The sequence below is a fragment of the Streptomyces sp. NBC_00212 genome (assembly GCF_045206365.1).
In the GTDB taxonomy this organism is placed as follows: Bacteria; Actinomycetota; Actinomycetes; order Streptomycetales; family Streptomycetaceae; genus Streptomyces.
Window position 1 is genome coordinate 1,409,405 of record NZ_CP108115.1, and the last position, 25,912, is coordinate 1,435,316.

The 25,912-nt window shown below is 69.2% G+C and carries 25 protein-coding genes and 1 pseudogene; 11 read left to right on the forward strand and 15 right to left on the reverse strand.

The window, feature by feature from the left end; translation table 11 throughout:
• Window positions 1-107: 107 nt before the first annotated feature.
• The 6 genes from OHA17_RS06470 to OHA17_RS06495 form a co-directional block, all read right to left on the reverse strand.
• Window positions 108-455, reverse strand: a complete 348-nt coding sequence (locus tag OHA17_RS06470) for a YciI family protein (RefSeq protein WP_406504857.1) — start codon at window positions 453-455, stop codon at window positions 108-110.
• Window positions 456-531: 76 nt separating this feature from the next.
• Window positions 532-1,188, reverse strand: coding sequence for a CatB-related O-acetyltransferase (locus OHA17_RS06475; RefSeq protein ID WP_406504859.1), 657 nt, complete (start codon window positions 1,186-1,188; stop codon window positions 532-534).
• A 115-nt stretch (window positions 1,189-1,303) separates the two neighbouring features.
• The gene (locus OHA17_RS06480) at window positions 1,304-2,245 is read right to left on the reverse strand and encodes a GNAT family N-acetyltransferase (RefSeq protein ID WP_406504861.1); all 942 of its coding nucleotides are present in this window, start codon (window positions 2,243-2,245) and stop codon (window positions 1,304-1,306) included.
• Window positions 2,246-2,253: 8 nt separating this feature from the next.
• The gene (locus OHA17_RS06485) at window positions 2,254-2,823 is read right to left on the reverse strand and encodes a dihydrofolate reductase family protein (protein WP_406504863.1); all 570 of its coding nucleotides are present in this window, start codon (window positions 2,821-2,823) and stop codon (window positions 2,254-2,256) included.
• Between the two features lie 595 nt (window positions 2,824-3,418).
• Entirely contained in the window at window positions 3,419-4,393 is a 975-nt protein-coding gene (locus OHA17_RS06490) for an FG-GAP repeat domain-containing protein (RefSeq protein WP_406504864.1), read from the reverse strand.
• Entirely contained in the window at window positions 4,390-5,178 is a 789-nt protein-coding gene (locus tag OHA17_RS06495) for a glycoside hydrolase family 16 protein (protein WP_406504866.1), read from the reverse strand. Before OHA17_RS06495 ends, OHA17_RS06490 begins: the two co-directional genes overlap by 4 nt.
• Window positions 5,179-5,795: 617 nt before the next feature.
• On the opposite strand from OHA17_RS06495, the pseudogene OHA17_RS06500 reads away from it, so the two are divergent.
• The 5 genes and pseudogenes from OHA17_RS06500 to OHA17_RS06520 all read left to right on the forward strand — a co-directional run bounded on the left by OHA17_RS06500 (window position 5,796) and on the right by OHA17_RS06520 (window position 10,354).
• Window positions 5,796-6,598 (forward strand): annotated as a pseudogene (locus OHA17_RS06500) (IS5 family transposase).
• Window positions 6,599-6,808: 210 nt separating this feature from the next.
• Complete coding sequence (locus OHA17_RS06505) at window positions 6,809-7,600, forward strand: GNAT family N-acetyltransferase (protein ID WP_406510646.1); 792 nt, start codon at window positions 6,809-6,811, stop codon at window positions 7,598-7,600.
• A complete protein-coding gene (gene infA / locus OHA17_RS06510; RefSeq protein ID WP_406504868.1) occupies window positions 7,597-7,821 on the forward strand; it encodes a translation initiation factor IF-1 in 225 nt (74 codons plus the stop codon). Before OHA17_RS06505 ends, infA begins: the two co-directional genes overlap by 4 nt.
• 877 nt (window positions 7,822-8,698) lie before the next feature.
• Complete coding sequence (locus OHA17_RS06515; RefSeq protein WP_406504870.1) at window positions 8,699-8,821, forward strand: hypothetical protein; 123 nt, start codon at window positions 8,699-8,701, stop codon at window positions 8,819-8,821.
• Between the two features lie 624 nt (window positions 8,822-9,445).
• Complete coding sequence (locus tag OHA17_RS06520; protein ID WP_406504872.1) at window positions 9,446-10,354, forward strand: LysR family transcriptional regulator; 909 nt, start codon at window positions 9,446-9,448, stop codon at window positions 10,352-10,354.
• Window positions 10,355-10,399: 45 nt separating this feature from the next.
• On the opposite strand, the gene OHA17_RS06525 is transcribed toward OHA17_RS06520, so the two are convergent.
• The 4 genes from OHA17_RS06525 to OHA17_RS06540 all read right to left on the reverse strand — a co-directional run bounded on the left by OHA17_RS06525 (window position 10,400) and on the right by OHA17_RS06540 (window position 16,106).
• Window positions 10,400-11,689 carry an aspartate aminotransferase family protein gene (locus tag OHA17_RS06525; protein WP_406504874.1) on the reverse strand — a complete coding sequence of 430 codons (1,290 nt, stop codon included), beginning with the start codon at window positions 11,687-11,689 and terminating at the stop codon, window positions 10,400-10,402.
• Window positions 11,686-12,984, reverse strand: coding sequence for an MFS transporter (locus OHA17_RS06530; protein WP_406504876.1), 1,299 nt, complete (start codon window positions 12,982-12,984; stop codon window positions 11,686-11,688). Before OHA17_RS06530 ends, OHA17_RS06525 begins: the two co-directional genes overlap by 4 nt.
• Window positions 12,981-14,249, reverse strand: a complete 1,269-nt coding sequence (gene hemA, locus OHA17_RS06535; RefSeq protein WP_406504878.1) for a 5-aminolevulinate synthase — start codon at window positions 14,247-14,249, stop codon at window positions 12,981-12,983. The genes OHA17_RS06530 and hemA overlap by 4 nt, the downstream gene beginning before the upstream one ends.
• A 138-nt stretch (window positions 14,250-14,387) precedes the next feature.
• Window positions 14,388-16,106 (reverse strand): acetolactate synthase catalytic subunit, encoded by a 1,719-nt coding sequence (locus tag OHA17_RS06540; protein ID WP_406504880.1) that lies wholly within the window; start codon window positions 16,104-16,106, stop codon window positions 14,388-14,390.
• Between the two features lie 689 nt (window positions 16,107-16,795).
• Between OHA17_RS06540 and OHA17_RS06545 the strand changes: the two genes are divergently transcribed.
• On the forward strand, window positions 16,796-17,329 hold the full coding sequence (locus OHA17_RS06545) for a hypothetical protein (protein WP_406504882.1): 534 nt from the start codon (window positions 16,796-16,798) through the stop codon (window positions 17,327-17,329).
• A gap of 28 nt (window positions 17,330-17,357) precedes the next feature.
• On the opposite strand, the gene OHA17_RS06550 is transcribed toward OHA17_RS06545, so the two are convergent.
• The 3 genes from OHA17_RS06550 to OHA17_RS06560 are packed head-to-tail and all read right to left on the reverse strand — an operon-like array spanning window position 17,358 to window position 19,642.
• Complete coding sequence (locus OHA17_RS06550; RefSeq protein ID WP_406504884.1) at window positions 17,358-18,329, reverse strand: amidohydrolase family protein; 972 nt, start codon at window positions 18,327-18,329, stop codon at window positions 17,358-17,360.
• 30 nt (window positions 18,330-18,359) lie between these two features.
• Entirely contained in the window at window positions 18,360-19,160 is an 801-nt protein-coding gene (locus tag OHA17_RS06555; RefSeq protein ID WP_398878841.1) for an arylamine N-acetyltransferase, read from the reverse strand.
• Window positions 19,160-19,642, reverse strand: coding sequence for a cupin domain-containing protein (locus OHA17_RS06560; RefSeq protein WP_406504886.1), 483 nt, complete (start codon window positions 19,640-19,642; stop codon window positions 19,160-19,162). Before OHA17_RS06560 ends, OHA17_RS06555 begins: the two co-directional genes overlap by 1 nt.
• Before the next feature lie 201 nt (window positions 19,643-19,843).
• On the opposite strand from OHA17_RS06560, the gene OHA17_RS06565 reads away from it, so the two are divergent.
• Window positions 19,844-20,605, forward strand: a complete 762-nt coding sequence (locus tag OHA17_RS06565; RefSeq protein ID WP_406504888.1) for an SDR family NAD(P)-dependent oxidoreductase — start codon at window positions 19,844-19,846, stop codon at window positions 20,603-20,605.
• A gap of 99 nt (window positions 20,606-20,704) precedes the next feature.
• On the opposite strand, the gene OHA17_RS06570 is transcribed toward OHA17_RS06565, so the two are convergent.
• Window positions 20,705-21,922, reverse strand: a complete 1,218-nt coding sequence (locus OHA17_RS06570) for a Cmx/CmrA family chloramphenicol efflux MFS transporter (RefSeq protein ID WP_406504890.1) — start codon at window positions 21,920-21,922, stop codon at window positions 20,705-20,707.
• A gap of 82 nt (window positions 21,923-22,004) precedes the next feature.
• Window positions 22,005-22,847, reverse strand: coding sequence for a helix-turn-helix domain-containing protein (locus OHA17_RS06575; RefSeq protein ID WP_406504892.1), 843 nt, complete (start codon window positions 22,845-22,847; stop codon window positions 22,005-22,007).
• Between the two features lie 269 nt (window positions 22,848-23,116).
• Between OHA17_RS06575 and OHA17_RS06580 the strand changes: the two genes are divergently transcribed.
• From OHA17_RS06580 to OHA17_RS06595, 4 genes are all read left to right on the forward strand, one after another.
• The gene (locus OHA17_RS06580) at window positions 23,117-24,088 is read left to right on the forward strand and encodes an alpha/beta hydrolase (protein WP_398878851.1); all 972 of its coding nucleotides are present in this window, start codon (window positions 23,117-23,119) and stop codon (window positions 24,086-24,088) included.
• Window positions 24,089-24,127: 39 nt separating this feature from the next.
• Window positions 24,128-24,538, forward strand: a complete 411-nt coding sequence (locus OHA17_RS06585) for a RidA family protein (protein WP_406504895.1) — start codon at window positions 24,128-24,130, stop codon at window positions 24,536-24,538.
• An 86-nt stretch (window positions 24,539-24,624) separates the two neighbouring features.
• Window positions 24,625-25,203 carry a TetR/AcrR family transcriptional regulator gene (locus tag OHA17_RS06590; protein ID WP_406504897.1) on the forward strand — a complete coding sequence of 193 codons (579 nt, stop codon included), beginning with the start codon at window positions 24,625-24,627 and terminating at the stop codon, window positions 25,201-25,203.
• A 97-nt stretch (window positions 25,204-25,300) separates the two neighbouring features.
• Window positions 25,301-25,603 (forward strand): helix-turn-helix transcriptional regulator, encoded by a 303-nt coding sequence (locus tag OHA17_RS06595; protein WP_406504899.1) that lies wholly within the window; start codon window positions 25,301-25,303, stop codon window positions 25,601-25,603.
• Window positions 25,604-25,912: the final 309 nt, after the last annotated feature.

Here is a 25,912-nt window from a genome sequence, read left to right on the forward strand (position 1 = left end):
GGCCGCAACCGGACGTCAAGATCGCCACTATACGTCTGGGGGTTGTGGCCCGGTGGTTGGATACGCGCCTTCCGGGCACCATCTCTGTCCCCGTGAGGCGGTGCGACTCAGGCCGTTTCGAGCAGGGGCCAGATTTCGACCGTCTCGGGGGTACGGAGGCCCTTGGCCAGTTCTATGGCTTCCTCACGATCGGCGACGTCGATCACGAACCAACCACCGAGGGTCTCCTCACCGGGGTGCGCCGGCCCTTCGGTCACGGTGGCCGCCCCGTCCGGGGTCTTGCGCACGGTCACCGCGGCGATGCGCTCAGTCTGAAGGGCATCGCCACTGACCAGTTTGCCCGCCGCAGCGATCTGCCCGATCCAGCTTTCGTACGCTCCTCGGTGGGTGCCCCGGTCGGTCTGGATCCTGCTGCGCGACTCGTCCGTCTCGAAGATCACGAGTGCGTATTTCATGAGGTTCTCTTTCGTTGGGTGTGTCGTTGGTGTGTTGTACGGAAGTACTGTTGCTCAGACTTCCCGAGCAAGTCGATCAACTGCCGGTTCCGCCGCGCCGGTTGGCGATGATCTCGATCTCTGCCGGGGTCCCGGCCATGATGGTGCGGGTGTGTTCGGTGACCAGCTCGACGGGCCAGTCCCACCACGCGGCGTCCAGGAGACGCTTGATGTCGTCGTCGGCGAAGCGCTGACGGATGAGCCGGGCCGGGTTGCCTCCCACAATCGTGTAAGGCGCCACGTCGCTGGTGACCACGGCGCCGGCCGCGATGATGGCACCATCTCCGATCCGCACCCCGGGCATCACCGTCACCTGGTGGCCGAACCAGACGTCGTTGCCGACGACCGTGTCACCACGACTCGGCATCGCGGTGACGATGTCCAGAGTCTGCTCGGCCCACCGGCCACCGAACATGGTGAAGGGGAACGCGGACACCCCCATCGTCGGATGCTCGGCACCGGCCATCAGGAACTTGGTGCCCGCGGCGATGGCGCAGTACTTACCGACGATCAGACGCTCCGGCCCGTAGGCGTAGAGCACGTTGCGATGTTCAAAGTCTGTGGCGCCGCCGGGGTCGTCGTAATACGTGTAGTCGCCCACGACGATCTTCGGTGAGGAGATCACTGGTCGGAGGAACACCACACGGTCATGGGCAGGCAGCGGGTGAACGGTGTTCGGATCGGGAGACAACATAACGTCCTTCGTCAATGGGGCCGGTGGTCCGAAAGAGGCGCTCGCCCAGAGGGCTTCGCACGGGGGGTAGGGGGGTCGTCCGGTCTGCCGGACGCGGGGTGTGTCGCGTGCGTCCTCATGCGGCCGGCGCTGAATAGATCATGCGGATCTCTGTGATCCGGTAGCCGGCGCGTTCGAAGGCCGCGGCCATCGGCGCGTTGCCGGTGTCCGTCGTGGCGGTGATCAGCTCGGTGCCCGTGTCCGCGTGCATGCGGGTGATCTCGGCGAGCAGTTCGTCCACGTACCCACGGCCACGGAATTCGGGTACGACACCCAGATAGCCGACGTTGCGGGCGTACGGTGTCGCGGACGGGAGAGCGAGCCCGACGACCTGGCCGTCGGGGGCGTATGCCAGCCTCCACCAATCACGTCGGCCGGGGCAGCCGAGGTAGAAGTCCATCTCGCCCCGAGCGGTGGCTTCGGCGCCCTTGGCCTCCAGGTTTCTGCGGGTCTCGTCGTCCAGGCTGCCGACGGCTATCCGCCGGAACAGCCGGAGGAACTCCTCGTCCGCCGCAGGGGCGAAGGTCAGCTCTCCCCTGGCCGGGGGGAGACCGGAATCCGGTGTCCACTCCAGGCGCAGCCGTTCCACTTCCCGCGTGAGCCCAGCTCCTGCCGCAGCCCGGCCCCGCCATTCGACGGCTGCCGTCGCAGCAGGGTCGTCACGCCAGCCCACGGGCAGCGTCAGGTTGTACAGCGGGGGGTTGGGTGCACCCTGAGCGGCGAACGCCTGCAGCCCAGCGGCCAGTAGCCCTGCCGCGATTTCCGCCCGGTCGGCGCATGCGGGGTCGATGTGCAGGCAGTCCAGGGCGATGGGGTGAGCGCTGTCCGTCTGACCCCACCACAGGGCTCGCCCCACCACCCGTCCTTCATCCTCGGCAATCCAGGTCCACTCGGGCCGGTACATCCCCTGCCGCAGCTCGGTCAGATAGCGGTCGGCGCCTATCCAGCCCACGGGCTCATCCACTATCACTTCTACGACGCGGTCCAGATCGGCCTCGGTCGTGGGTCGAAACAACACGTGCTCTCCTACTGCTTGGCGTATGTGGTGACGGTCGTGCCGGTGGTGAAGACCCGCGACCCGGTCAGGGTGAGGTGGGAAGGGGCGAACGAGGTACGGAACAGGGGAATGCCGTCGCCGAACACCACCGGGTGGCGATGGACGATCAACTCGTCGATCTCCCCGAGCAACTGACCGGCCAGCACAGCACCACCGCCCAGCCAGATACCCATGCCGGGCTCCCGTTTCAGCCCCCGTACGAACTCCACCGGGTCGTCGGCAACGACATCTACCTCAGGGCCGGGCCGGATCAGGGTCGAGGAAAACACGTACTGCCGCAAATGGGGATACGGGCTGGTCACGCCGGTCGCCCGAGCCGTCTCGTAGGCACCGCGCCCCATGACGACAGTGTCGAACCTCCTGTTGGCCGCGCCGACAACGCCCAGGAACCTGCGGATGTGGTCCGGAACGGTCTCGGGGTGCTCAGCAAGAATCGCGGCCTTGAGGTCACCGTCGAACCCGGAGGAATCGTGTTGTCCGTCCGGCCCGGCAATGAAGCCGTCGACACTGCAGCCGATGAAATACGTCAGCCGACGCATGCTGGCCCGCTTTCGATCCGTTGCTGTCAGGGACGACACGACACTAGGCAGCCGGCTTCAGGAGGGCATCGGTCGACCCGACGTAATGTGACCCGTCACGACGGGGACTTGCCCGGCGCGGCATCAGTAGCGGCATCGGTAGACGAATCGACGCCGGCTGTCACCCAAACCTGCATCAGCCCCAGTCGCCTCCGACACCCTGTGTGGCTGTCGGCCCGGCGGAACAGGTGCGGGCCCCCGGGACAACCACCTCTCACCTGGCGCGCCTGCTGCCTCCGGCGCATCACGTCGGGCGTCGGTCCAGTGCCGAACCACCTGCGAGCGACAGCCGAGCCGTCGCCGAGCCACCTGTGACGGAAGCCGGCACCGCCGGACTTCTGGGCGTAGCTTTTTCGTGTTCGACACCGCTCAGCATGGCCGTGAAGGCGGTGCTGATCATCGGGGCGGGCCGGTGGTGGACCATCGAACCGATCGGTCCGGGCGTCCAGTTACGTACCGGCCTTGGTGCGCCGCTGGTCCGCCGGTGGCGCTGCGGGGGAAAGGGGTGGCGGCAGAGGTTGTCCGCCACCCCTGGCAAGAACTTGCCTGCGCGCCGTCAGTTCATGAACGCGGTGCCGCCTCCCCAGCAGGTGCTCTCCCAGGCGGTGGCCGGGCTGTGCAGGGCGCCGGTGCCGTAGGGGTCGGCTGTGAGGGTGGAGATGGCCTGGTGGGCGTTGCCCGCACAGGTGGCCCCGGAGGCGCCGTAGTCCTTGAACAGGGCTATGTCGCTCTTGCCGTCCCCGTTGTAGTCACCGGTGGTCATGAACTTCGTGCCGGCGCCCCAGCGGGTCCCGTCCCAGCGCGGGACCAGACCGCCGAACCCGCCGCTGCCGTTCGGGTTCGCATTCAGGGTGAGCAGGCTGACGTGCCCGGCACCGTAGTCGTACAGCAGGGCCAGGTCGCTCTTGCTATCGCCGTTGAAGTCACCGGAGTTGAGGAATGCGGTACCGCCTCCCCAGCACGTGCTCTCCCAGACTGTCTTGGGTGACTGAAGTGTGCCGTTGCCCTTCGGGTCGGCGAGCCATTCGACGATTGCCACGTGGTTGGTGGGTGAGCAGGTGGATCCTGTGGATCCGTAGTCGTAGAACGCGGCTACGTCGCTCCTGCCGTCGCCGTTGAAGTCGCCGGAGGTGACGAACTTCGGGCTGACGGTCTCGCAGGGGCTGTCCGACAGGGGGGTGATGCCGCCCAAGCCTCCGGAACGGTCGGCCTTGCCGGACAGGCTGAACAGCGCGGTGCGCCTGGCGCTTCCGTTCTGGGCACAGCCGGTGGCGCTGCCCTTGCCGTAGTCGTACAGCAGGGAGATGTCACCGATACCGTCGCCGTCGTGGTCGTTCGCGGGACTCTTCGTGGGCACGGTGTCGACGAAGTGGGTGCCGCTCGCGTAGTAGCCGTTGACGGCGGCGTCCACCTGCGCAGGTGTCTGGGCACCGGAGTCGTTGTAGTAGACCCAGTTGACCCTCTGGTCCCAGGTACGGGTCTGGCCGGGGGACACCAGGTCGATGAACCACTCGTTGAAGTTCAGTGTCATGGGCTCGCGCGGGGCGTACTTCGCGGACGGGCTGAAGTACTTCCGCCGTCCAGGTAGAAGTCGACCGCACCATTCACGGCCGTCATCTGCAGGGTGTGCCAGCCCTGGAGCGAGGTGACCGCGTTCTCCTTGTTGTACGTCTCCTTGTCCGCCGGCTCCGTGTCGTGCCACGCGGTGGTGAAGTGCGAGGAACCGGGGGCACCCCAGCCGCCGTTGGGCAGGTACTCGTGGTCGAGCTCGCTGTAGAGCGGGTTCTCCGGGGTGATGGCATAAAAGGTCTGGACCGGGTGGTCCACGGGGCGACCGTCACTGTCGCCGGCGGTGGGTCTGTCGGTGAAGAAGACGCGCGCGGCGTAGGTGCCGCTGTAGAACTTGCGCTGGGCGGTGCTGACCTGGGCCTGTACGGTGCCGGCGGCCGTGCCGTCGGTGCTGGCTCGCAGTTGCATGGCCCGGCCGCCCTGCGCGGTGGCGCCAGCGGGGAAACTCACCGCGTTCGGCGACCATTTCGCGCCGATCGGGCCGGGCCCGCCAGTCTCCCCGCGTATGGTCCAGCCGTGCGCGGTGAGGCGGGGATCGTCCGGGTCGGTGTAATTGAAGTCGTCGAACAGGGTCCCGCTCGACGGCGGCGCGGTCGTGGCCGCGCTTCGCACGTCTGGCGAGGTGGACGAAGCCGCCGAGGTGGTGACACCGACGGTGCCGAGCACGGTCGATGCGAGAGCTAGAGCCGCGCCCAGGAGCGCGCGGTGTCTGCGGCCCGTGCGCTCGCGGGAATGTACATGGTCCATCGGTTCTCCATAGGGGCAAGGAAAGTGGGCGGAGCCACCGATCCGGCACAGCCCGCGGCACACGGCACGTCGTGCGGGAATTCACTTTGGCCTGGGCTACGAAGCTGCCTCTGCTCGCCATGGCTACTGGAGCCATGGCCGCAAGCCGTTGCGTGTCTCCTCGGATCGAACGGCAATACGGGCAAGATCAGGACAAGCCAGGTACTGATCAGATCACTGGGCTCATCGCCCGGTCAAGGCGGAGGTGGCTCGGCCACAGGGAAGGGAAGCGAAGCCACCAGGTGCGCGTGTGGCCGAGTGCTGGACGGCTTCATAGGGGTCAAGGGTGGAGGCAGTCGGCGGGGGGAGACTCATATTGAGACACCGGAAGAAATGCGCACCACCTTCGAGCGATGGGCAGAAGGTGCACAGAAGCAACCGCCGACAGCCGTTGGAAAGTTCAAAGAGGTCCGGTCCATGACGATCTGTCAGCTCGGCCGCCTTCCGAGAGCAACGCAGGGCACGGACTTCCAAGATCGTGGAGTTCCCGACGCCCCGTGACCCAAGTGGAGGACCCTGCCTGCCCTTAAGACGTCATCTCATTTGGCTGCCTCGGTAGGCTGTCGGTTGTGGTGGGGATTGTTGAGCGGCTAGTGCCGGACGAGTTGTGGGCACAGTTCCAGCGGGCCGAGCCGGAGGCTCCGGTGCGTCCTCAAGGTGGCGGGCGACATCGGCACGGCGACCGGGAGGTGCTGGCCGCGATCGTGTTCGTCGCGACGTCCGGCTGTACCTGGCAGCAGTTGCCGTCCGCGTCCTTCGGGCCGTCGGGAGCGACGGCCCATCGGCGGTTCGCCGAGTGGAACCAGGCCAGGGTGTGGGGGAAGCTGCACCGCCTGGTCCTCGACCAAATCGGCTCCCGTGGGGAGTTGGACTGGTCGAGGTGCGCGATCGACTCGGTGAACATGCGGGCACTGAATAGGGGGACCTGACGGGTCCGAATCCTGAGGACCGGGGCAAGTACGGCTCGAAGATCCACTTGATCACGGAGCGGACCGGTCTGCCCCTGTCCGTCGGGATCTCGGGGGCGAACGAACCTGCACGACAGCCAGGCGCTTGAACCCCTGGTGCGGGGTATCCCGCCCATCCGCTCACGCCGCGGACCTCGGCGGCGGGAGCCCACAAAGCTGCATGCCGACAGGGCTACGACTACGAGCATCTGCGCCGGTGGTTACACGGCCGCGGCATCGCCCGCCGGGGAATCGAGAGCTCCACCCGCCTGGGGCGGCACCGCTGGACAGTCGAGCGGACATGTTCGTGGCTGGCCGGCTGCCGCCGACCTCACCGCCCCTACGAACGCAAAGCCGACCACTTCCTCGCCTTCGCCGGCATCGCCTGCACCCTCATCTGCCACCGCAGGCTAGCCAAACGAGATGACATCTAGATCATTCAGGAGCGCCGCGCCTTGAGAAAAGGAATGGAGCAAGGTCACCCCACTGCTACTTTCGTGGTGGATCGTGAAGTCGTCGTATGGAGGTGAGCCCCGTGAACACAGTCACCCATGGGTGCTCCCTCAATCCGTCACGGTCCGGCGGCTGACGTTCGGTCTCGCCAGGAGCGCCTGAGATCTAGGCACTTCTGGATGGAGCCTCCGATGAACACGAAGCTTTTCACATCTGGCCTGAGCGAGGACGCGGTGATGATCACGCGCGTCGCGGACAGGCAATGGCATGCACTGGATGACGACCTGGTGGTCGGCCGCGGGCATGCGGAGCACCGGCCCGACGGTCGCTTGTTCGTCAGCATCGACGTCTGGCACGACGCCATCTTCGACCGGCTCGCCGAGGCGATGCTGGCGGATCTGCCGGCGGCGCTGTACACGGTGGTCGACGAAGCCGACGTCGAGCTGACGGCCAGCTGGCTGCGGGCCGGGTTCACGGTCCGGCGCCGCGAGTGGGAGTACGTCGTCCCGACCGACCCGCGGGTCACAGGGCTCGAAGCAGTCCTGCCGCCTTCGGGCGTGACGATCGTGCCCGCCGGTCAGGCGGACGAGAGTCTGCTGCGGGCGGTGGACCGCGCGATCCGTGACGAAGTCGAGGCGACCGTCGGGTGGCAGTCGATGCCCGCGGAGGTCATTCCCCGCACCGAAGGCGACACCATCGTCGACCCGGCGAAGTACGCGGTGGCCGCAGCGCCGGACCGCTACCTGGGGCTGTTCCGGGTGGTGACGGTGAACCGGCCGCGCATCGGCCTTGTCGCGGTCCGGGCCGGCGAGCAGCGTCGCGGCATCGCGCGGGCGCTCCTTGCCCACACGCTGGACACGCTGCACAGCTCCGGGTTCGCCACGGCTTGGACCGAAGTCCACGAGTCCAACCAAGCAGCCTCGGCGCTGTTCGAGGGCATCGGCGCCCGGCCGATGAGCAGCAACCTGGAGCTGGTTCGATGACCAAGGACAAGAACGTCATCGAAGTCGAGGGCAAGGTCGTCGAGTGCCTGCGCAGCGCCATGTTCACCGTGGAGCTAGAGAACGGCCACCAGGTGCTCGCGCACATCAGCGGGAAGATCCGCAAGCACTACATCAAGATCTACCTGGAAGACCGGGTGCTGGTGGAGCTCCCGCCGTACGACCTGACGCGCGGCCGGATCGTGTTCCGGTACCGGAACTAGCGGCGGTCGGCACCTTCCGCGGTAGCTGATCCCGGGCCCGGGTCACGGCGTCACCGTGACTCGGGCCCCGATGACGGCTCGCACGGCTGCGGCGGCCCCACGCCAGCAGGTGTGGCCCTATCCGAACCCCCGCTCCAGGGGCAGCAGTTGCCAGGCAATCGATCAACCTCACCTACTACGCGGAAGAGCGCGTTGTGACCATTGAGTCACAACTCGCTCTTCCGCGTACACGTATGTTGTGTCCGACGGGTGACACTGGCCATAGGCACACGCCGCTGGTCAGCGGCGAAATCTCGCTCGCACGATAAGCCATGATCGCCACACGGCGCCCGGTCACGGACAGTGTTGCCCATTCCATTCGGACGTCTCTCACCCTGCTCAGGCTGCGCGTCGGTCTATATGCCTCAATCCAGTGACGCTGCGGGGCACTTCTGACGGAATGAACTAGGTCACCGGCGACCGCGCAGAGGCCTCCCGCTGCTGGGTCGGTACGCGCCCTTCGCTATAGCGAGAAGCGATTTGCGGGAGCAGATCGCCCGCCTTGAGACAGTTGATCCAAGACGCGGACTCTTCCGCAGGTCAGATGGAACGTCATCCAGCAGGCGGAGTTTACAAACGCCCCTGGGAGGGGGTCGTCCAGGGGCAGCCGCTCATGCGTCGCTCACGCATGGAGGGGGGATGAGCGCCGCCGACCACCGGGGTCACCCCCGATCAGCACCGGGAGGAGCTCGGTAGGCGGTGCGGAACGCGCAAGCAGAGTGGAGCACTTCGAGAACAAGGGCCGCATCGAAGAACACATCACCGCACTCGGCCTGCCCGCGACTGTGCTGCGCCGCCACTGGCCGAGTTGCTGCCACTCAGCGAAGAAGTCGCGGCCATGTTCGGCTCGTTCGACGCCCACGAGTTCCGAGCGGGCCTGCCCGCTCTGCGCACGATCCATCCGGGACTCGTCTCCCTGGAGGCATGGGCCGCCGAGCATTGGGCGCAGCCCGCTCGGTGACGGCGCGCCAGGCGCGGCGCCCGGCTCCGAAGAGCCGGGCCCAATCTGACCTGCGCGCAGCTATGTATTGGTCAGTGTGCCTGGCGGTCGCTGCCACCGTGTGTATCGGGATTTCGAAGTCGACAGCCCATCGTGGACGGGCCATCTCGGTTCCTGATCCGGTCCCGGGCCGGGGTGTAGGGCCGGCTGCACGAAGCAGTGCCCCGATGCCCCGACGCCATTCCGGCGAGGCCAAGGACGGCGCCCTCGGCCGGGTCGTCATGGATATCCGGAGTACCGTCTCGACCCGATCGTCCTCTGCGGCCGTGCGGCATCGCCGGATGGCGCGACCGGTCCTGCCGCCCGCTCGTCCCGGGACGACGAAGCGGGCTCCCGGGGCGGCCCTCATCGATGGTGATGAGCCATTGAGCGCGCATTTCCCATGTCCAGTCACTACCTGATGGTCCTGACGGAACTCCGCTTCCTTCATCGCTTCTGTATCGGCCTGGCGAACCGTCAGCCTCACAGCGCGTCGGCGTGTGACGGTCCGCACACCCCAGTACCGGTGTTGTCGCTCCGTGGCGCTCCGTGGCGCACCGCATGATCAAATCGGAGGGCGAGAGACTCATCGGGAAAGGCGAAAACGTGGAGTTACGGCGCCTGCGGTATTTCGTGGTGCTCGCCCGGCAGTTGCACTTCGGGCGGGCGGCGGCGGAGATCGGCATCGCCCAACCGGGGCTGTCCCAACAGATCAAGGTCCTTGAGAAGGAGTTGCGAGCCGAGTTGTTCGTCCGCGGCCGGGGTGAGGTGCGGCTCACCGCAGCCGGTGAACAACTGGCCCGCGAGGCACCCCAACTGCTCGACGAATGCGAGGCGTTGGCGCGCTCGGTACGCAGCGCGGCACGCGGCAGTGCGGGGGTGCTGCGGGTCGCGTACACCCGGTCCGGGGCCGACCTGCGCCTCGGCGAGCTGGTCAGATCGTTCCGTACCCGCCACCCGCGCTACCAGATCGAGGCGTTGACCGGCTGGACGAGCTGGAACCTGGAGTTGCTTCAGGACCGTACGGTCGATGTCGCGTTCATCCGGGGGCTGGAGCGGCCGTCCGGGGTCGAGGTGCTGGAGCTGGGTGCCGAGGACATGGTCGTCGCGCTGCCTGAGGGACACCGGCTCGCCGAGCGGGAGGCCATCCAGGTGGCGGAACTGGCGGAGGAACCGGTGGTGCTGTGGCCCCGGCATCAGGGGCCGGTGTTCTACGACCGGATCGTCCAGCAAGTGTGGCCGCAGACCGGGCCCCGATTGGTGCAGGAGGAACCGGAGTCCGAGCAGATCCTCGCGGCCATCGCGACCGGGGCCGGGCTCTCGGTCCTCGACCGCAGACGGGCGCAGAAGCTCTGCCCGCCCGGCGTGGTGCTGCGGCCGTTCGCCGGCGAGCCGCTGCGGGTGCCGGTGGGCCTCGCCTGGCGGCAGGGTGACGAGACCGCGGTGGTCGGCGACTTCGTGGCGTACTGCAGGTCCCATGGCCGCGCATGGGTGGAAAGTGACCACAGAACTTGAGGGTGTGACCGCCCGCGGGGCCGGGCGGCCACGGCAACGTGACAGCTACGCGGGCACGGCGCCGACGGTCGACGTCATACGGGCGGCCAGCGTGTCCAGCGCAGCGTCCAGCCGCCGCGCGAGCTCGTCCAGTTCCCCCTCCGTACTCGTCAGCGGGGGCGCCACCATGACGCTCTCGGTGACGTGGTCGATGCCGCCGGGGCACAGCACCAGACCGTGCTCCCGGGCGCTGGAGACCAGAGCGCGCGACACCGCCAACGGGTGCTCCGGCTGACCGTCGAGCCCCAGCGCCAGCATCAGTCCGCGTCCACGGACCTGCGTGACCACCGGGTGCTGTGCGGCCAGTACGGCCAACCGCGCTGCGAGCCCCGCGCCCAGCCGGGCGGCTCGCGCGGGCAATTCGTCCGCGCGCAGCCGGTGCAGCACGGCCAGGCTCGCTGCGGCGGCGACCGGATTGCCGGACATGGTGTGGCCGAGCACCACAGAACCGAGCGGCTTGTCGAAGGCGCCCGCCACTCGCTCTGCGACCATGGTGACCGCCAGGCTCGTATAACCACCGGTCAGCCCCTTGCCCGAGGTGAGCAGGTCGGGCGCCACGCCCGCGTGGTCGCAGCCCCACCAGCGGCCGGTCCGCCCGAAACCGCACATCACCTCGTCCGCGACGACCAGGAAACCGGACCGGTCGGCCTCCGCGCGCAGCCAGCGCAGCGTCTCGTCGTCCATCGGCGCGGCACCGGATGACGCGCCGCCCACCGGCTCGACGAACACGGCGGCCACCCGCTCGCGACCGACCCGGTCCAGCGCAGCGGCCCACTCCCGGCGGCCGGCGCGCAGTGCGCCGGGAACGGGCAGCACGCGGCTGCCGTCAGCGGTCGTGGCGTTGGTGAGCAGCGGGGCGAACGACGCGTCCACCTTGGGAGGTTGGCCGGTGAGCGCCAGCGCGCCCGCCGTCATGCCGTGATAGCTCGGCTGCTCGGACATCACGACCGTACGGCCGGGGGAACCGGTGCGGTGGTGGAAGGCGAGGGCGATGCGGAGCGCGCACTCATTGGCCTCGGAGCCGGAGTTGGCGTACTCCACGTGTGAGGTGCCGACCGGGGCCACCGCCAGCAGTTGCTCGGTCAGTAACCGCAGTGGACGTGAGGAGAACTGGGAACGGTGGACGAACGCCACCTTGCCCAACTGTTCGGTGATCGCGGCGATGACCGCGGGATCGCCGTGCCCCAGATTGACGTTGAGGACCCCCGACGAGGCATCCAGGTAGTCCCGACCGGACTCGTCGTACAGATACGAACCCCGGGCGGAGGCGACGTGTGGGAGAGGAGTGGCCGTCATGAGTGTCCTTCTGCCGTGGTGTGCGACGTGGTGGCCCGCGATTGCGCGGGACACCGATCCAGGTGGTGCGGTACCGCTGTCTTCTTCGCGGCGGCGAGGACGCCGAGCGAGGCCAACGCCGCCGCGATGCCGAACGCCCCGGCCAGCGTGGCGAATCCGGCCCCGCCGACCGTCAACGCGCCCAGCAGGCTGGTGCCGACCGCTATACCGGCATTCATCATCGCGTTGTTCCAGGACACGACCGAGGCGCGCTGCGTGGGGTCGACGGTGCTGAGGTAGGACTGCTGGGTGCTGTAGAAGGCGCCGCCCGCGACGAACCACACGAAGAGGCCGGCCAGGCTCACCCAGAGAGCCGTGGCAGTCACCGCGACCACGACCCCGGCCGTGAACACCATGGCCCACAGCACCGACAGCCGGATCTCCTGCCCGCCACGCTGCCGCACCCGGTCCACCAGATGCCCCGTCAGCGTCGATCCGACGACGGACGCGAACCCGACCAGCAGCCCGACCAGGCCCAGCTCACCGAGCGTGAGACCGAACCGCCCGCTGAACAGCACGCCCGCGAAGGTGTACGTGCCGAGCCGACCAGCCTGTAGCAGCGCCGTGGCCAGCAGTCCGAGCCGGATCCGCCGGTCCGCCCAGGGCCGGACGATCGCCCCGATGCCGCGTGCCCCGCCGGTGGGCCGGGCCCCGCGCAGCCGGGTCGCCAGCACCGGAACCGTGCAGGCCAGGCCGATGCCGATCGCTGCGAACGGCCAGCGCCAGGAGGCGAGCCCAGCCACCAGCGTGCCCAGCGGCACGCCGAGGACCTGGCCCAGCGAGTAGATCGAAGCGCCCCAGGACACCGCCTTGCCGCGCTGTGCGGGAGCGCTGCGCTCGGCGAGATACGCCCAGATCGCGGGGGCCGCGGCGGCCCCGCCCAGGCCGGTCACCGCGCGGGCGGCGATCAGCAGCGGGAGCGTGGGAGCCAGCGCGCACAGCACATTGCCGACGACGAAGAGGGCCACGCCCCAGGTGATGAACATCCGCCGCTCGACCCGGTCGGCCCACACCCCGAGCAGCGGGCCTGCGATCGCGTACGTCACGACGTAGGACGTGACCAGCGCGGCCGCGGCGGCGGTGGACGAGCGCAGATCGTGGGAGATGGTCGGCAGCAGCGGCGAGACCAGATACATCTCCGCGCCCATCAGGAAGAACACCGCGTACAGCAGGGCGAAGCGGCCCCAGGGCGTGCGCACGCCGGGCGGTGCGGGGGCGCCGCGCGCGGGTGGCGGCTGGGTGGAGGTGGGTGTCACAGCGTGGTCCCCGCCCCGACGGGAGTGACGCCCGCCGCGGCCTTCGGCACGGGCGCGGCGCGGGGCAGGCCCAGTTCGTCCCACACCTCGTCGACAGCGCTCACGAAGTGCCGCACGGCGGCCGGGCTGTGCACCGGCGACGGGTTGATGCGCAGTCGCTCCGTGCCGCGCGGCACACTGGGGAAGTTGATCGGCTGGGCATAGCAGAGATGGTCATCGAGCAGCCGGTCCGCCAGCCGCTTGCACAGGTGCGGGTCGCCGACCAGCACCGGCACGATGTGGCTCTCGGTGGACACCAGCGGAATCCCGGCCTCCTGGAACAGGCCCTGCAACATGCCGGCCCGGTGGTGCAACAGCAGCCGCTCGTTGTCGGACTCACGCAGATGACGAACGCTGGCCAGGGCGGCCGCGGCCAGCGCCGGCGGCATGGCGAGCGTGAAGATGAAAGCGGGCGCGAAGCTGCGCACCGCGTCCACCACAGGGCCGTCGCCGACCACATAGCCGCCCGCGGTGCCGTACCCCTTCGCGAATGTGCCCATCAGCAGATCGACCTGGTCGGCGCAGCCCATCTGCGCCGCCATGCCCGCGCCGCCGGGCCCGTACATGCCGACCGAGTGTGCCTCGTCGACGTACACCAACGCGTTGTGCCGCTTGGCGACCGCGCAGAGTTCCGGCATCGGCGCCACATCGCCGTCCATCGAGTAGATCGACTCGAAAGCGACCACCTTGGGGGCTTCCGGATCGGCGGCGGCCAGCAGCTCTTCCAGATGCGCCGGGTCGTTGTGGCGGAAGATGCGGCGCTCGGCGCGGGTGGCACGCATGCCGAGGATCATCGACGCGTGGTTCTGCTCGTCGGAGAAGAAGATCACACCGGGCAGGAGTTTTCCGAGGACACCGAGTACCGCGTCGTTGACGGCGTAGCCGGTGATGAACGTCAGCCCGCGCTCCTTGTTGTGGAGTTCGGCGATCTCCCGCTCCAGCAGGACGTGGGTTCGGTTGGTCCCGGAGATGTTGCGGGAGCCGCCGGCCGCCGCACCGGACCGTTCGATCGAGCCCTGCATCGCGGCGACGACGGCAGGGTGCTGCCCCATGCCGAGGTGGTCGTTGCTGCACCAGACGGTGATCTCCCGCGGGCCGTCGGGGTGGTGGTGGATGGCTGCGGGGAAACGGCCGGCGAGTCGCTCGATCTCGACGAACGTCCGGTACTGCCCATTGGCCTGGATCTCGGCTATTTTATCCGTGAAGAAGGCGCGGTAGTCGAGCACAGCGTTTTCCTTTCGAAGGAACCTGTGAAGGGATTTCGTTTTTGGGATTTCACGTCGCGCAAATGCGCAACGGGACATTCTGGAGAGCGCGTTGGGGAATGCGCGGGGAAAGAGTGCGTGGTTGTCGGTGCGCCCCGGTCAGCCGAGCCGGGGGTCCTCGTCCCAGCCGGTCAGCGGCGGAAACGCGCCGGGGTCGACGGCGATCCGGACCAGCGCCGGCCGCTCCGCGGTGAGCGCTTCCTTCAGGGCGTCGGCGAGCCCGGCCGGCTCGGTCACCTCCAGGCCGAGTGCCCCGCAGGCCCGCGCGATGGCCGGGTAATCGACCGTTCCGAGGGACACGGCGCTGGTTGCGGCGGCGTAGGTGTGTACCTCGGCGTGCTTCTGGTAGCCGAGCAGCTGGTTGTCGAGCAGCAGCACGGCCACGGGCAGCCGTTCGCGCACGGCTGTCTCCAACTCCGCCCAGACATGCGCGAATCCACCGTCACCGGTCACGCAGATCACCGGCGCGTCGGGCCGGGCCAGCCGCGCGCCGAGCGCCATGGGCAGTCCCCAGCCGAGCCCGGCCAGCCCGCGCGGGCTCACGAACCGCTGCCCGGGGCGGCGCGCGCGCAGATAGTTGGCGGTCCAGACGGAGGAGTAGCTGGCGTCGGAGACCACGATCGAGTCGGGGGTGAGCAGCTTGTCCAGCTCCGCCATCACGCGTTCCGGGCGAACCGGGGCCGCGTCCGAGGTCCTTACGCCCGCGCTGCCGGCCTCGTACGAACGGCGGGCGGCGGCCAGCGCCCGCTCGGTCTCGCCGCGGGCCGCGCGCAGCGCACCGGCGCCCACCCGCTCCAGCTCCGCGCGCAGATCGGCCAGGCCCGCCCGGACGTCGCCGATCAGCCGCAGCGCCTCGTAGTTGCGGCCGACCTCCTGCCCGTCGATGTCCAGGTGGGCGTAGCGGGCGGTGGACGGCAGGGTGCGCCAGGAGTCGGTGCCGTTCTCGTTCGTACGGGTCCCGACCAGCAGCACCGCGTCCGCGTCCGCCAGCCAGGGCAGCAGGCCGTGCGCGATGCCGCGCGGGCCCATGAAGTGCCCGATGACGCCGCCGGACAGCGGATGCCCTTCGTCCACCGCGCCCTTGCCCATCGGCGTCGTCAACACCGGGAGCGCGGCCTCCTCCTGGAGCGCCGCGAGCTGCCCGGAGGCGTCGCTGCCGTGTACGCCGCCGCCGGCGATCACCACCGGTCGGCGTGCCCGGGCCAGCAGTTCGGCGGCCTCCCGTACGGCCGGTGCGGCGGGCCGTGGCCGGTCCAACGGCACCCGCCCGAGATCGGCGGAGCGTGTCGGCGTCCCGCCGGGGGGTGCGGCGCTGTGCGGCACCTCCTGGTCCAGCACGTCCTTGGGCACGAGCAGCACGGCGGGCCCCGGGCGCCCTGAGGATGCGGCCGTGAACGCCATGTCGGCGTAGTCGTCGGCTCGTGCCGGGTCGTCCAGCCGCCGCACCCACTTCGCACAGGAGCTGAACAGCGCGAAGTGGTCCAGCTCCTGGAAGGCGTTACGGTCCCGGTGTCCGGTCGGCACGTCCTGGACGACGGCGACCAACGCGGTCGAGGCCCGCATCGCCTCGGCGAGCGGTGCGACCAGCAGCGTCGCGGCGGGTCCGTTCTGTGCGGCGACCACGGCGGGCCGGTGCGCGACGCGCGCGAAACCGTCGGCCATGGCTCCGCCCGCGTTTTCCGTGCGGTAGGCGACCTGTCGGATCCCGCGGTTCTCGGCGGCCAGCAAAAATGCCGTGGGAAGACTCTGTCCGAAGATTTCCCGAACGCCGTGCCGCACCATGGCCGCGGCCAGCGCGTGTGCGACTGAGTTCTGCATGAGCCCTCCACTCGTGGTGTGTCCACAAGCCTTGAGCATCCGCCGCACACTGTCCAATACCGGTTTTATATTGCGGGATAAAGAGCTTTTATCGGCGTCGTTTTATTTACTCCGATTTATCGGCCGGGTAATTTCGGCAGAAGATGCGGGATGCTATGCGCGCGGCGCCGGGGGGCTGACACGGCTGACACGGGGCTGTCGAGGGGTCTCGTGGGCGCGGGACACATCGGCGCCACGCCAGTCCCAAGAGCGCGGCGTTTTCCGGGCGTTCAGCCCGCGTAAGGGTACGGGCGTGGCGCTGCGCTCACCTCTCGGTGCCGGTGGCTGCTTGGCGTTGCGGCCGTGAACCCCGCGTCGGTTCCGGGCAGTGTCAACGGGCGGGCGGCGGACCGCGACGGAAGGACCGGCCGTGCGGGTGCGGGACGACAGGGGGGGCTCGGCGCACGTGCAGACCCCCGAAGCAGCCGCGGATGATGTGACGTGTCCACCGAGGTGACCGCCCGGCAGATCCTGCACGCAGACCCGGAAATCAGCTGAGAGTAGAGGGGTGCCATGACGCCGCGACAGCGGTTGGCCGAGGCGTTCGTAGCGTTATCCGGCAGCACGACGGAGGGGCCACTGGACATTCCACAACCCTCTCCGTCCTCGCGGACCGCACGCCCTGTCAGCTCGGCGCCCGCGCCGCGGCGGTGGTGTTCGCCCCCGAGCAGGACGGGGCGGTGCAGGTGGCGGGTTCCGACCCCGAGGTGCACCGGCTGGAACACGACACGGCCGGCTGGCGCGAAGGCCCCGGCCACGGCTGTCACCGCCGTCACGCGTTGCCCGGCCTGACGGTCCTCGACGGCCATCCGGCCCGACAGAGGTGGCCGCACTACGCCCCGCGGGCAGTGAGCCTCGGCTGCTCAAGCGTGGTGGCCCTGCCACTGCGGGAGCACACCCGATCCATCGGCGCGCTCGTCCTCCTGTCGGACGGGCAGAGCCCCTTGCCCTCGGACATGCTGGCACTCGGCCAGTCGATGGCCGACTTCACCGCAGTCGTCCTGCGACGAGCGCGCGAGGCCGACAACAGCCGGGCCCGGACCAGCCACTTGGGGCGCGCCCTGGCCACCCTCATCATCATCGAACAGGCCAAGGGCATCATCGCGACCCGCTTCTCGCTGGCGCCGTTGGACGCCTTCCAGATCGCCTTCGGGGGGCGGCTCACCGCCGCCACCGGCAGCTGACACCTCAACAACCAAGATCATCCATTGATCAGACGGTCCCGCGCAGCTGCTCGGCCAGACGCGGGAACAGTTGCAGGGCATTGGTTCGGCCGATGGCCGTGCGCTGTTGGTCGTTCCAGCCCGGGTACGTCGCGAATCCGGTGACGTTTTCGGTGGTGTGGGCGGCCGGCATGAACGGGAAGTCGCTGCCGAACAGAATCCTGTCCGGGGCAGCCAGTTCGGTCAGGGCCGGCAGGGCGTAGGGGTTGGCCGACATGGCGATGTCGTAGTAGAGACCGCGCAGGGACGCGATGACGTCGCTGGGTGCACGCTCGGTCAGGTACTTGCCGATCGTGGGGCCATAGGTGAGGCGCTGGGCGAGGAACGGCAGGGTGCCGCCGGCGTGGGAGACGATCAGCTTGAGATGGGGCAGCCGCTCCAGTACGCCGTTGAAGAGCAGGCTGACCACGGTACGGGTGGTCTCGAATGTGAACTCGTACAGCGACGGCGGCAGGTCGAAGGCGGCCAGGTCCTTGGCCGGCGGGGTGCCCGGGTGGACGTGGACGGGCAGGCCTCGTTCGGCGATCTCGGCGAGCAGCGGCTCGAACTCCGGATCACCGAGGTAGCGGTTGCCGTAGCTGGTGAGCAGCCCGATGCCGTCGAGCCCCAGCTCGTCGACGGCGTAGGCGAGTTCGTCCTTGGCCGCCGCGACGTCGGGCAGGGGAAGGATCGCGAACGCGCCGAAGCGGGCCGGGTGGCGGGCGATGAGTTCGGCGTAGTACTCGTTGACCTGGCGGGCCAGGTGGCGGGCCTCGTCGCGGTCGGCGAAGGTGACGCCGGGCGCGGTGATGGACAGGACGGAGGCGGCTATGGAGTGGCGGTCCATTACCTCCAGGCTCTCCTCCGGCGTCCAGGTGGGGTAGTCGACGCCCGGGATGGCGACGCGATCGCCGAGTGCCTGGGCGTAGGCGGGCGGTATCGCGTGGTGGTGGACGTCGATGAGGTCGGTCGCCTGCGGCATGGTGTGCTCCGATGGTGGTACTGGCTGGGGTCAGGTGTCCTGGGGGGCGCCGGTTGTGGGGGGCGGCGCAGCGAGTTCGATGCCGAACCAGGTGCGGTACGCGTCCAGGACCGCGGGGTCGTCGGTCAGTTCCTGCTTGGTCTTGTGCCCGCCCACGGTGCGGGTGAGGGTGCGGCCGGCCAGAGTGACTCGTCCGTCGGCGGTGGGCAGCGAGCACACCTGGCGGGCCAGGAACGGCGATTGTGGAGCGCTGCGGAACCACCACACCATGGGAGCGAAGTCGGCGAGCTCACGCGGCCGCAGCTCAAGTCGGTACTGCACCTCCCCGTCACGCAGCAGGTCCAGATCGCCGAGGGGGGTCTCGGCCAGTTCGAAGGTGCCTTGCGCGTCGGACTGAGGGGTGCGGGAGGCAAGGAGCAGGGGATGCCGGAAGCCTTGGCCGTAGCCGACGTCGGCGAGCCAGGGCCCGTCCTCGTCTTCGGTCTGCACGCCCAGGGTCAAGTGGCCCAGCAGAGGCCCGAATTCGCCGTCTTCGAGGACCCGGCCGGCGAGCGGGACCGCGTCGAAGCCGAGAGAGAGCAGCAACTCGTAGAAGGCGCCGTTGAGTTCGTAGCAGCAGCCGCCCCGGTTCTGGCCGATGATCTTGTCCAGGGCCGGTTCGCCGAGACCGACGGGTGGGCTGGGCCGGCCGAGGGCGAAGTCGATGTTCTCGAAGGGAACGCTGAGGACGTGGCGTTCGTGGAGGTGGGCCAGCGCCTGGGTGGTGGGGCGCTCGGGGCGTTTGGCGCCGATGCGTTCCAGGTAGGCGTCGACTGTCTTTGCATCGAGCATCAGATGTACTCCGCTGCGTAACGTGCCACGATGCTCTCCGCCTTCGCGAGGTCCCGGGCGTACTGCTCCGCGTCGGCGGCGGGCATGTCGCCCTCGCCGGACACACCGAGTTCGGTGAAGAAGCGCTCGAATCCTGCGGGGGTGAAGATGATGAGCATCTTGCAGGGCTTGTCGCCGATGTTCTTGAAAGCGTGGACCTTGCCGCGGGGCACGAAGACGAACGCGCCCGTCCCGACGACTTCGGAGCGCTGTTCGTTCGAGATCTGCAGCTCTCCGTCGATGAGGTAGAAGGCCTCGTCGCTGTCGTGGTGGATGTGCAGGGGCGGCCCGCCACCGGGGGGCACGAGTGCCTCGATCAGGCCGAGGGATCCGTGGGTGTTCTCCTTGTCGGCCTTGATCGTGTAGTGGTCACCGAACACCCAGCGGGACACTCCGGCCTTCGGCGGGATGTAGACGATCCCCTCGGATTCCTCGAAACTCACCGGTTTCCTTCCGTGGTCGGTGCGTGCGCTTCCATCCCACACCGGGCCGACGGCCGTCCGGCATCACGTGAATCCGGGGTTTTTCCCGGTCACTGGCGTGGATACGGGATGGCACCGGCGCGGCCAGACGTCATGGTGTGCGGAGCGTCGCGCGCGGACTGTGCGTGCCGGCGTTCTCCGTACCGAGGAATGGATGGGAACATGACTGCTCGCTTCACGGGCAAGGTGGCTCTGGTCACCGGTGGCGGCTCCGGAATCGGCCGGGCGACCGCGTTGGCCTTCGCTCGGGCGGGGGCAACGGCGGTCGTTGCGGGGCGCACCGTGGAGCACCTGGAGGAGACGGTCCGCCTGATCGAAAAGGACGGCGGCCGCGGTGGATTCGTGGTGGCGGACATCGCTCAGGAACCGGATGTCGAGCGTCTGGTCGGCACGGTGGTGGAGCGGTTCGGCTCCCTTGACGTCGCCGTGAACAACGCGGGCCACCTGCCGCAGCCGGCCGGCCTCGCCGAACTCGACCACGAGACGTTCTCGCGCACCCTGCAGATCAACCTGCTGGGCACCTGGCTGTCGATGAAGCACGAGATCCTTCACATGCGGGCCAACGGTGGCGGCGCCATCGTCAACGTCGGGTCGGTGGTCGGCGCGCATCTGACCATCCCGGGTGCGGCTGCGTACGGGGCGAGCAAGGCGGCGATCGCGGCACTGACGCGCAGTGCGGCACGCGAGTACGCGGCCGACGGCATCCGGGTCAACACACTCAGCCCGTCGTCCATGGAGACGCCGATGTCACTGCTGGAGAACGAGACCGAGGCCGAGCGGGTGGAGCGGGCCAAGGGGATGTTCCCGTTGGGCCGAATCGGCACTGTTGAGGAGGGGGCGGCGGCCGCGCTGTGGCTCGCCTCCGACGAATCGGGCTTCGCCCTCGGCCATGACCTGGTCATCGACGGCGGCATCACGTCCTGAACCTCGCGGTTGCCAGTGTCCGTTGTGGCCGTGCCCCCGTCCGCCGCTGCTTCTGTGCGGCGGACGGGGGCACGGCGCTGTTCTGCGCACCGGGTCGGGTCAGCGGTGGGTCGCCGCGGCCGCCTTCTGGCGCGCCGCACCGTGGGCGACGACGTCGCTGGGGCGGGGGGTGCGGTACTGCAGCCGGCCTGCCCAGAGGGCGCCGACAAGGGCCACGGCGCCGAGCGCGGCGCCCACCCAGGCGACGGAGGCGTAGCCGAAGCCGGCGCTGATGACCATGCCGCCGAGGGCGGGTGCCAGCGTGTTGCCGACGTTGAAGGCGGAGGTATTGGTCGCGCCGACGAGGGTGGGCGCGCCCGGTGCCACGACGAACACCCGTGACTGCAGAACGGGGTTGGTCACGTAACCGGCCAGGCCCAGGACGAAGACCAGGACGACGGTGGCGACCGTGTTGTGCGCGGTCACGGCCAGCAGCGCGGAGGCGACCACCAGGACGCCCATGGCCAGAACGAGGGTGCGGATGGGATAGACCTCGGCGACCTTTCCGCCGATCACCATGCCGATCAGGCCGCCGACGCCGAAGAGCGCGAGGAGGACGGGCACCCAGCCCTCGGGCAGGCCGGTGACGTCGGTGAGCAGTGTGGCGAGGTAGCTGAAGGTGACGATGACCGCGCCGAAGGCGAAGGCTGTCACGGCGTACGAGAGCCACAGTTGGGGGCGGGCCATGGCCCTGAGTTCGCTGCGGACCGTGCGTTGTTCGTCCGCGGCTCCCTTGCCGCCGGGGATGGCTGCCAGGGAGCACAGCAGGCTGATGAGGGTCAGGGCCGCGACGCCCCAGAAGGCGGCGCGCCAGCCGGACACCTGGCTGAGCACCGTACCGGCGGGCACGCCGACGATCGTGGCGAGGGTCAGGCCGGAGGCGACGACGGCGACCGCCTTGCCCTTGGCGTCGGCGGGGACGAGTGCGACGGCGGTGGCCACGGCGACGCCCCAGAATCCGGCGTAGGCGAGGGCGCTGATGATCCGGGTGGCGAAAAGGACGCCGTAGCCGGGTGCGAGCGCACCGGCGACGTGTGCGGCGATGAACACGGCCTGGAGGGCTGCCAGGGCGGTGCGGCGCGGCCACTTCAGGGTCGCGACGGCCAGCAGTGGCGCACCAATCACCATTCCGATCGCGAAGGCGGAGATGAGCAGACCGGCGTCGGGAATGGAGACACCCAAGTCGTGGGCCATGTCGGGCAGCAGTCCGGACAGCATGAACTCCGACGTGCCTTGGGTGAAGATTCCCAAGCCGAGTACGTAGACGGCAAGGGGCATGGAATGCCTCCAGATGCAGGGGAACAGAGCAGGGGAGCGGGCGGCCGCGGGGCGACGCTAACACAGTTTTGAAGCGACTGATTCAAAATGAGTGCGGTCCGCCGTGCTGTCGTGAACTCTCCTGTTCACTACGCCAGTTGCCGGGGGCGTTCAGCTGCCACAGCAGCAGCGCCGTCTGGATCCGCTGACGCCCGTGTGCATCACTCAGCGACACTCGCAGAATCCGCTCGATGCGCCGTATGCGATGCGCCACCGCACTGTGGTGCAGGCACAAGATCTTGGCGGCCTCCCGCAGCGATGAGCTGCGGCACACCGCCTCCAGCGTGGCCAGGGCCTGCTCTCCGTCCGGACCGCAGCCCAGCCGTGCGAGGGCCGCAACATCGGGATGGGCGACGGCAGTTGGTGCCGGGAGGTCGGCGAGCAAAGCCAGCGCGCCCAGGTCCTCGGCCACGACCGCGCGCGGCCATGTGGGCCCGAGACCGGCAAAACGCGCCGCGCGCCGCGCCTGCGCCCACGAGTCCGGGAGCTGCTGGGGGCCCGTCGCCGGCCCCACCCCCATCGCCGTGTGGGCCGGCCCGGGTTCCGCCTCCGGCGGGACGGCTGCCGAACCGGGCAACAGAACCGCCCCGACCGTCGGCCAAAGGGCTGCCACATGAGCAGCCGTGGGAGCGCCCTCGCGGCCGCCCAGGCGTTCCGCGCAGCCGTGCAACGCCCGGTGCAGCAGGCCGGGTTCGCACACCACGACCGCTACGGCGCGCACGTCGGCCCGAGGGCTCAGTCCCAGGAGTTGCAGGGCCCGGGAGCGCTCGGCCTCGGGGAGCCGCGCGGACAGCGCCGCCTGCACCAGACCGGGATCCCCCAGACGCAGCGGCCAGCGCGCCCCTGGCGCACAGCCCTCTCCGTCCGCGCCCGGGTGCCCCAGCATGGCGGTTCCTGCCCACCCTCCTCCTTCCCACCCTTCGAGGATGGGATCGAAGCGGGGGACGGGGCCGTGCACGGCCCCCTGTCCAGAGACCGGATACGGCGGGTTCGGTGTCGGTGGGTACATCCGCGGAGGCTAGGCCGCACCCCCGCCCGGTCGGCTCGCGGCAACAGCAGTCCGTCAGGTTGCCGCGCCAATCGGCGCATGCGCGGCGGGCAATGGGCGACAAGTGGCGGAGGCGGACGACGCTGCTCCCACCGCAGGATGACCCCATGAGTGACACCACTTCCCGTTCCACGGGCCAGGCACCGACCCGGATGAATCTGCGGCCCGATCTGGCGGCTCTGGTGGAGGGCATCCCGTATCTCGACGTGCGCGACCCGCAGGCGGCCCGCGCCACGCTCAAAGAGCTTGAGGCTCAGTGGGAGCCCGCGGACACGAGCGCGATCACTGTCGCCGAGCAGTTGATCCCCGGGCCCGAAGGCGCCCCGGACGTCGTCGTGCGGGTCTACAGCCCCAAGGCGCCGGGGCCGCACGGTGGCCTGCTGTGGATCCACGGCGGCGGCTTCGTCATGGGCAGCCTGGAGACCGAGCACAACCAGTGCGTCTGGTTCGCTTCACAGGCCAAGTGCGTCGTGGTCAGCGTTCAGTACCGGCTCGCGCCCGAGCACCCCTTCCCCGCGGGCGCGGAGGACTGCTACGCCGCGCTGCGCTGGCTCGCTGCCCAAGCCGGGGAACTCGGCGTGGTACCGGGCCGGTTGGGAGTGGCGGGGTGCAGCGCGGGCGGCGCCCTGGCCGCGGCCGTCGCCCTCATGGCGCGCGACCGGCAGGGCCCCGAACTCGCCCTGCAGCTTCTGACGTTCCCGGTGACGGACGACCGGATGGACACGCCGTCCGCGCGCCGGTTCCACGACACCCCGGTCTGGTCCACGCCGCAGTCCGAGGCGATGTGGCGGCACTACCTCGGCGAGGGGCACGAGCAGCGCGAGACGTCGCCGTACGCGGCACCGAACCGGGCCGCGACCCTCGCGGAGCTGCCCCCCGCTCACATCGTCACCGCCGAGTACGACCCGCTGCGCGATGAAGGCATCCGCTATGGGCAGCGACTGCTCGAAGCGGGCGTCCCGGTCACACTGCACCAGTGGTCCGGCGCCTTCCACATCTTCGACTCCTTCGGCACCGCCACGGGCGAGCGCTCCATAGCGGAGCTGGTCCATGCCGTGCGTGAACATCTGGGTGACTGACCGCCCCCTTCCCACCCTGGTCCTGCCGCGAGGAGCATCATGACTGCAGTATCCGGCGCGTCTCGGCCCGAGCGCGTCACGGCGGAGAACGACTGGTACTCCCCCGCCGGCATCGCGCTCGGCGTACGCGTGGGCGACCTCGTCTTCACCTCCGGCCAGGCGCCGGTGGACGAGCACGGGGTCACCGTCGGCCGGGGCGACTTCGAGGCACAGGCCCGCAGGGCCCTGACCAATCTCGCCACCGTCCTGGACAACGCCGGGTCAGGTCTCGGCCACGTCGTCAAGGCGACGGTGTTCGTCACCGACATCGCCCGGCACCAGGACGCGTTCGCCGCGCTGCGTGCGCAGTACTTCACCGCGCACGCGTTCGCCGAGTCGTTCGTCGAGGTCTCCTCCTTGGCCGACCCGGACTGGCTGATCGAGATCGAGGCGGTCGGGGTGGTGGCGTAGTGCGAGACCGGAGCACGTTCGCGGGCGACGTCGGATTGTGTCGCACGTTTTTTGTGCGACCGCTCCAAAACCATTAGGGTACGAGCATGGCCAGGCCCAGGAAGTTCGACGAGACGCACGCGCTCACGTCCGCCATGGAGGCGTTCTGGCAGCACGGCTACGAAGCGACCTCCACCCGGGACCTGGCCAACTGCACGGGCCTGGGCCAGTCGAGCCTGTACAACACGTTCGGGGACAAGCAACAGCTGTACCTGCGCGCCCTGCGTCGCTACTACGACACCACCACGGCCGAGCAGACCGCTCTGCTGCGGCGGCCGGGCCCGGTCAAGGACCGGCTCCGGGAGCTGATCGTCGGGGCCATCGACGCCGATCTCGCCGATTCGGAAACGCCGGGCTGCTTCGCCATCAACGCCTCGGTGGAGAAGGCGAGTTCGGATCCCGCCGTGAAGGAAGAGGTGCGGCGGCACTTCACCACGGTGGAGGAGGCTCTGCGCGAGGCCATCACTCGCGGACAGCGGGCCGGCGAGATCACCGCAGCACACGACGCCAGGACCCTGGCGGGCCAAGTGCTCAGTACCTATTACGGCCTGCGGGTCCTGGCCAGGGTGCACAGTGACCGCCAGGCCCTGCTGAACGTGGTGGACGGCCTGCTGGGCGGGTTCTAGCTCCGGGCGGCATCCGTCCTCAACGCCCGCCGCAGAACATGACAGACTCACGCATTCCGTATTGCGGCTCACCCCCGGCGCGGGCAGGGTCGGCCGGGTGATACGAGCCAACGCGGACTCCCGGCCGACCCTCAAGAACGTTCCTGACGCCACACTCCCCGCAGCGCGCAGCGCCTTGCGCCCCGCGGCCCCACGCCATGGGTGGGCAGCTCTGACCCGCGCCGAACTGCGGGTGGCGAACCTGGTCGCCGAGGGGCTGACCAATCGGGCCGTCGCCGCGCAGCTGTCCGTCTCGCCGCACACGGTCGACAGCCACCTGCGGAACATCTTCGCCAAACTGGGCATTTCCAGCCGGGTCGCGCTCGTCCGGCTCGCCGTACTGGCCGACCTCGCCGCCTGACCCTTCGAGCCGGTTCACCTCACCGAGTGCCACCGGCGATGCCCGGCGAAGGTCGCGAGCGGTCAACTGCCGCCCACAGAGCGTCACTTGACGGACTCCTCCATTAACCATTGCAGGAGATTATTTATCTCCTGATAGTGGTATTCGCCCCGGTCGGCCCGTCTCCAGGGGGACGGGCCGCATGCATTCGCATCGCCCCGGAACGCTCCGCACTTGAGCCGCTGCAGGACGAAGAGCGCCGGGCAGGGCATACCGGCGGCGCGCCACCTGCCCGTGCCGCCGCCGACCTACCACGCCCACCATCCGCCG

Bases quoted from the DNA above. Each gene is read 5' to 3' on its own strand.
- OHA17_RS06485 (WP_406504863.1), bottom strand. From the start codon at position 2,823: ATGCGTCGGCTGACGTATTTCATCGGCTGCAGTGTCGACGGCTTCATT.
- OHA17_RS06590 (WP_406504897.1), top strand. From the start codon at position 24,625: ATGGCCAGGCCCAGGAAGTTCGACGAGACGCACGCGCTCACGTCCGCC.
- OHA17_RS06515 (WP_406504870.1), top strand. From the start codon at position 8,699: ATGTTCGGCTCGTTCGACGCCCACGAGTTCCGAGCGGGCCTGCCCGCT.
- infA (WP_406504868.1), top strand. From the start codon at position 7,597: ATGACCAAGGACAAGAACGTCATCGAAGTCGAGGGCAAGGTCGTCGAG.
- OHA17_RS06470 (WP_406504857.1), bottom strand. From the start codon at position 455: ATGAAATACGCACTCGTGATCTTCGAGACGGACGAGTCGCGCAGCAGG.
- OHA17_RS06490 (WP_406504864.1), bottom strand. From the start codon at position 4,393: ATGACACTGAACTTCAACGAGTGGTTCATCGACCTGGTGTCCCCCGGC.
- OHA17_RS06555 (WP_398878841.1), bottom strand. From the start codon at position 19,160: ATGCTCGATGCAAAGACAGTCGACGCCTACCTGGAACGCATCGGCGCC.
- OHA17_RS06550 (WP_406504884.1), bottom strand. From the start codon at position 18,329: ATGCCGCAGGCGACCGACCTCATCGACGTCCACCACCACGCGATACCG.
- OHA17_RS06505 (WP_406510646.1), top strand. From the start codon at position 6,809: ATGAACACGAAGCTTTTCACATCTGGCCTGAGCGAGGACGCGGTGATG.
- OHA17_RS06585 (WP_406504895.1), top strand. From the start codon at position 24,128: ATGACTGCAGTATCCGGCGCGTCTCGGCCCGAGCGCGTCACGGCGGAG.
- OHA17_RS06575 (WP_406504892.1), bottom strand. From the start codon at position 22,847: ATGCTGGGGCACCCGGGCGCGGACGGAGAGGGCTGTGCGCCAGGGGCG.
- OHA17_RS06570 (WP_406504890.1), bottom strand. From the start codon at position 21,922: ATGCCCCTTGCCGTCTACGTACTCGGCTTGGGAATCTTCACCCAAGGC.
- OHA17_RS06580 (WP_398878851.1), top strand. From the start codon at position 23,117: ATGAGTGACACCACTTCCCGTTCCACGGGCCAGGCACCGACCCGGATG.
- OHA17_RS06540 (WP_406504880.1), bottom strand. From the start codon at position 16,106: ATGCAGAACTCAGTCGCACACGCGCTGGCCGCGGCCATGGTGCGGCAC.
- OHA17_RS06475 (WP_406504859.1), bottom strand. From the start codon at position 1,188: ATGTTGTCTCCCGATCCGAACACCGTTCACCCGCTGCCTGCCCATGAC.
- OHA17_RS06495 (WP_406504866.1), bottom strand. From the start codon at position 5,178: ATGGACCATGTACATTCCCGCGAGCGCACGGGCCGCAGACACCGCGCG.
- OHA17_RS06525 (WP_406504874.1), bottom strand. From the start codon at position 11,689: ATGACGGCCACTCCTCTCCCACACGTCGCCTCCGCCCGGGGTTCGTAT.
- OHA17_RS06565 (WP_406504888.1), top strand. From the start codon at position 19,844: ATGACTGCTCGCTTCACGGGCAAGGTGGCTCTGGTCACCGGTGGCGGC.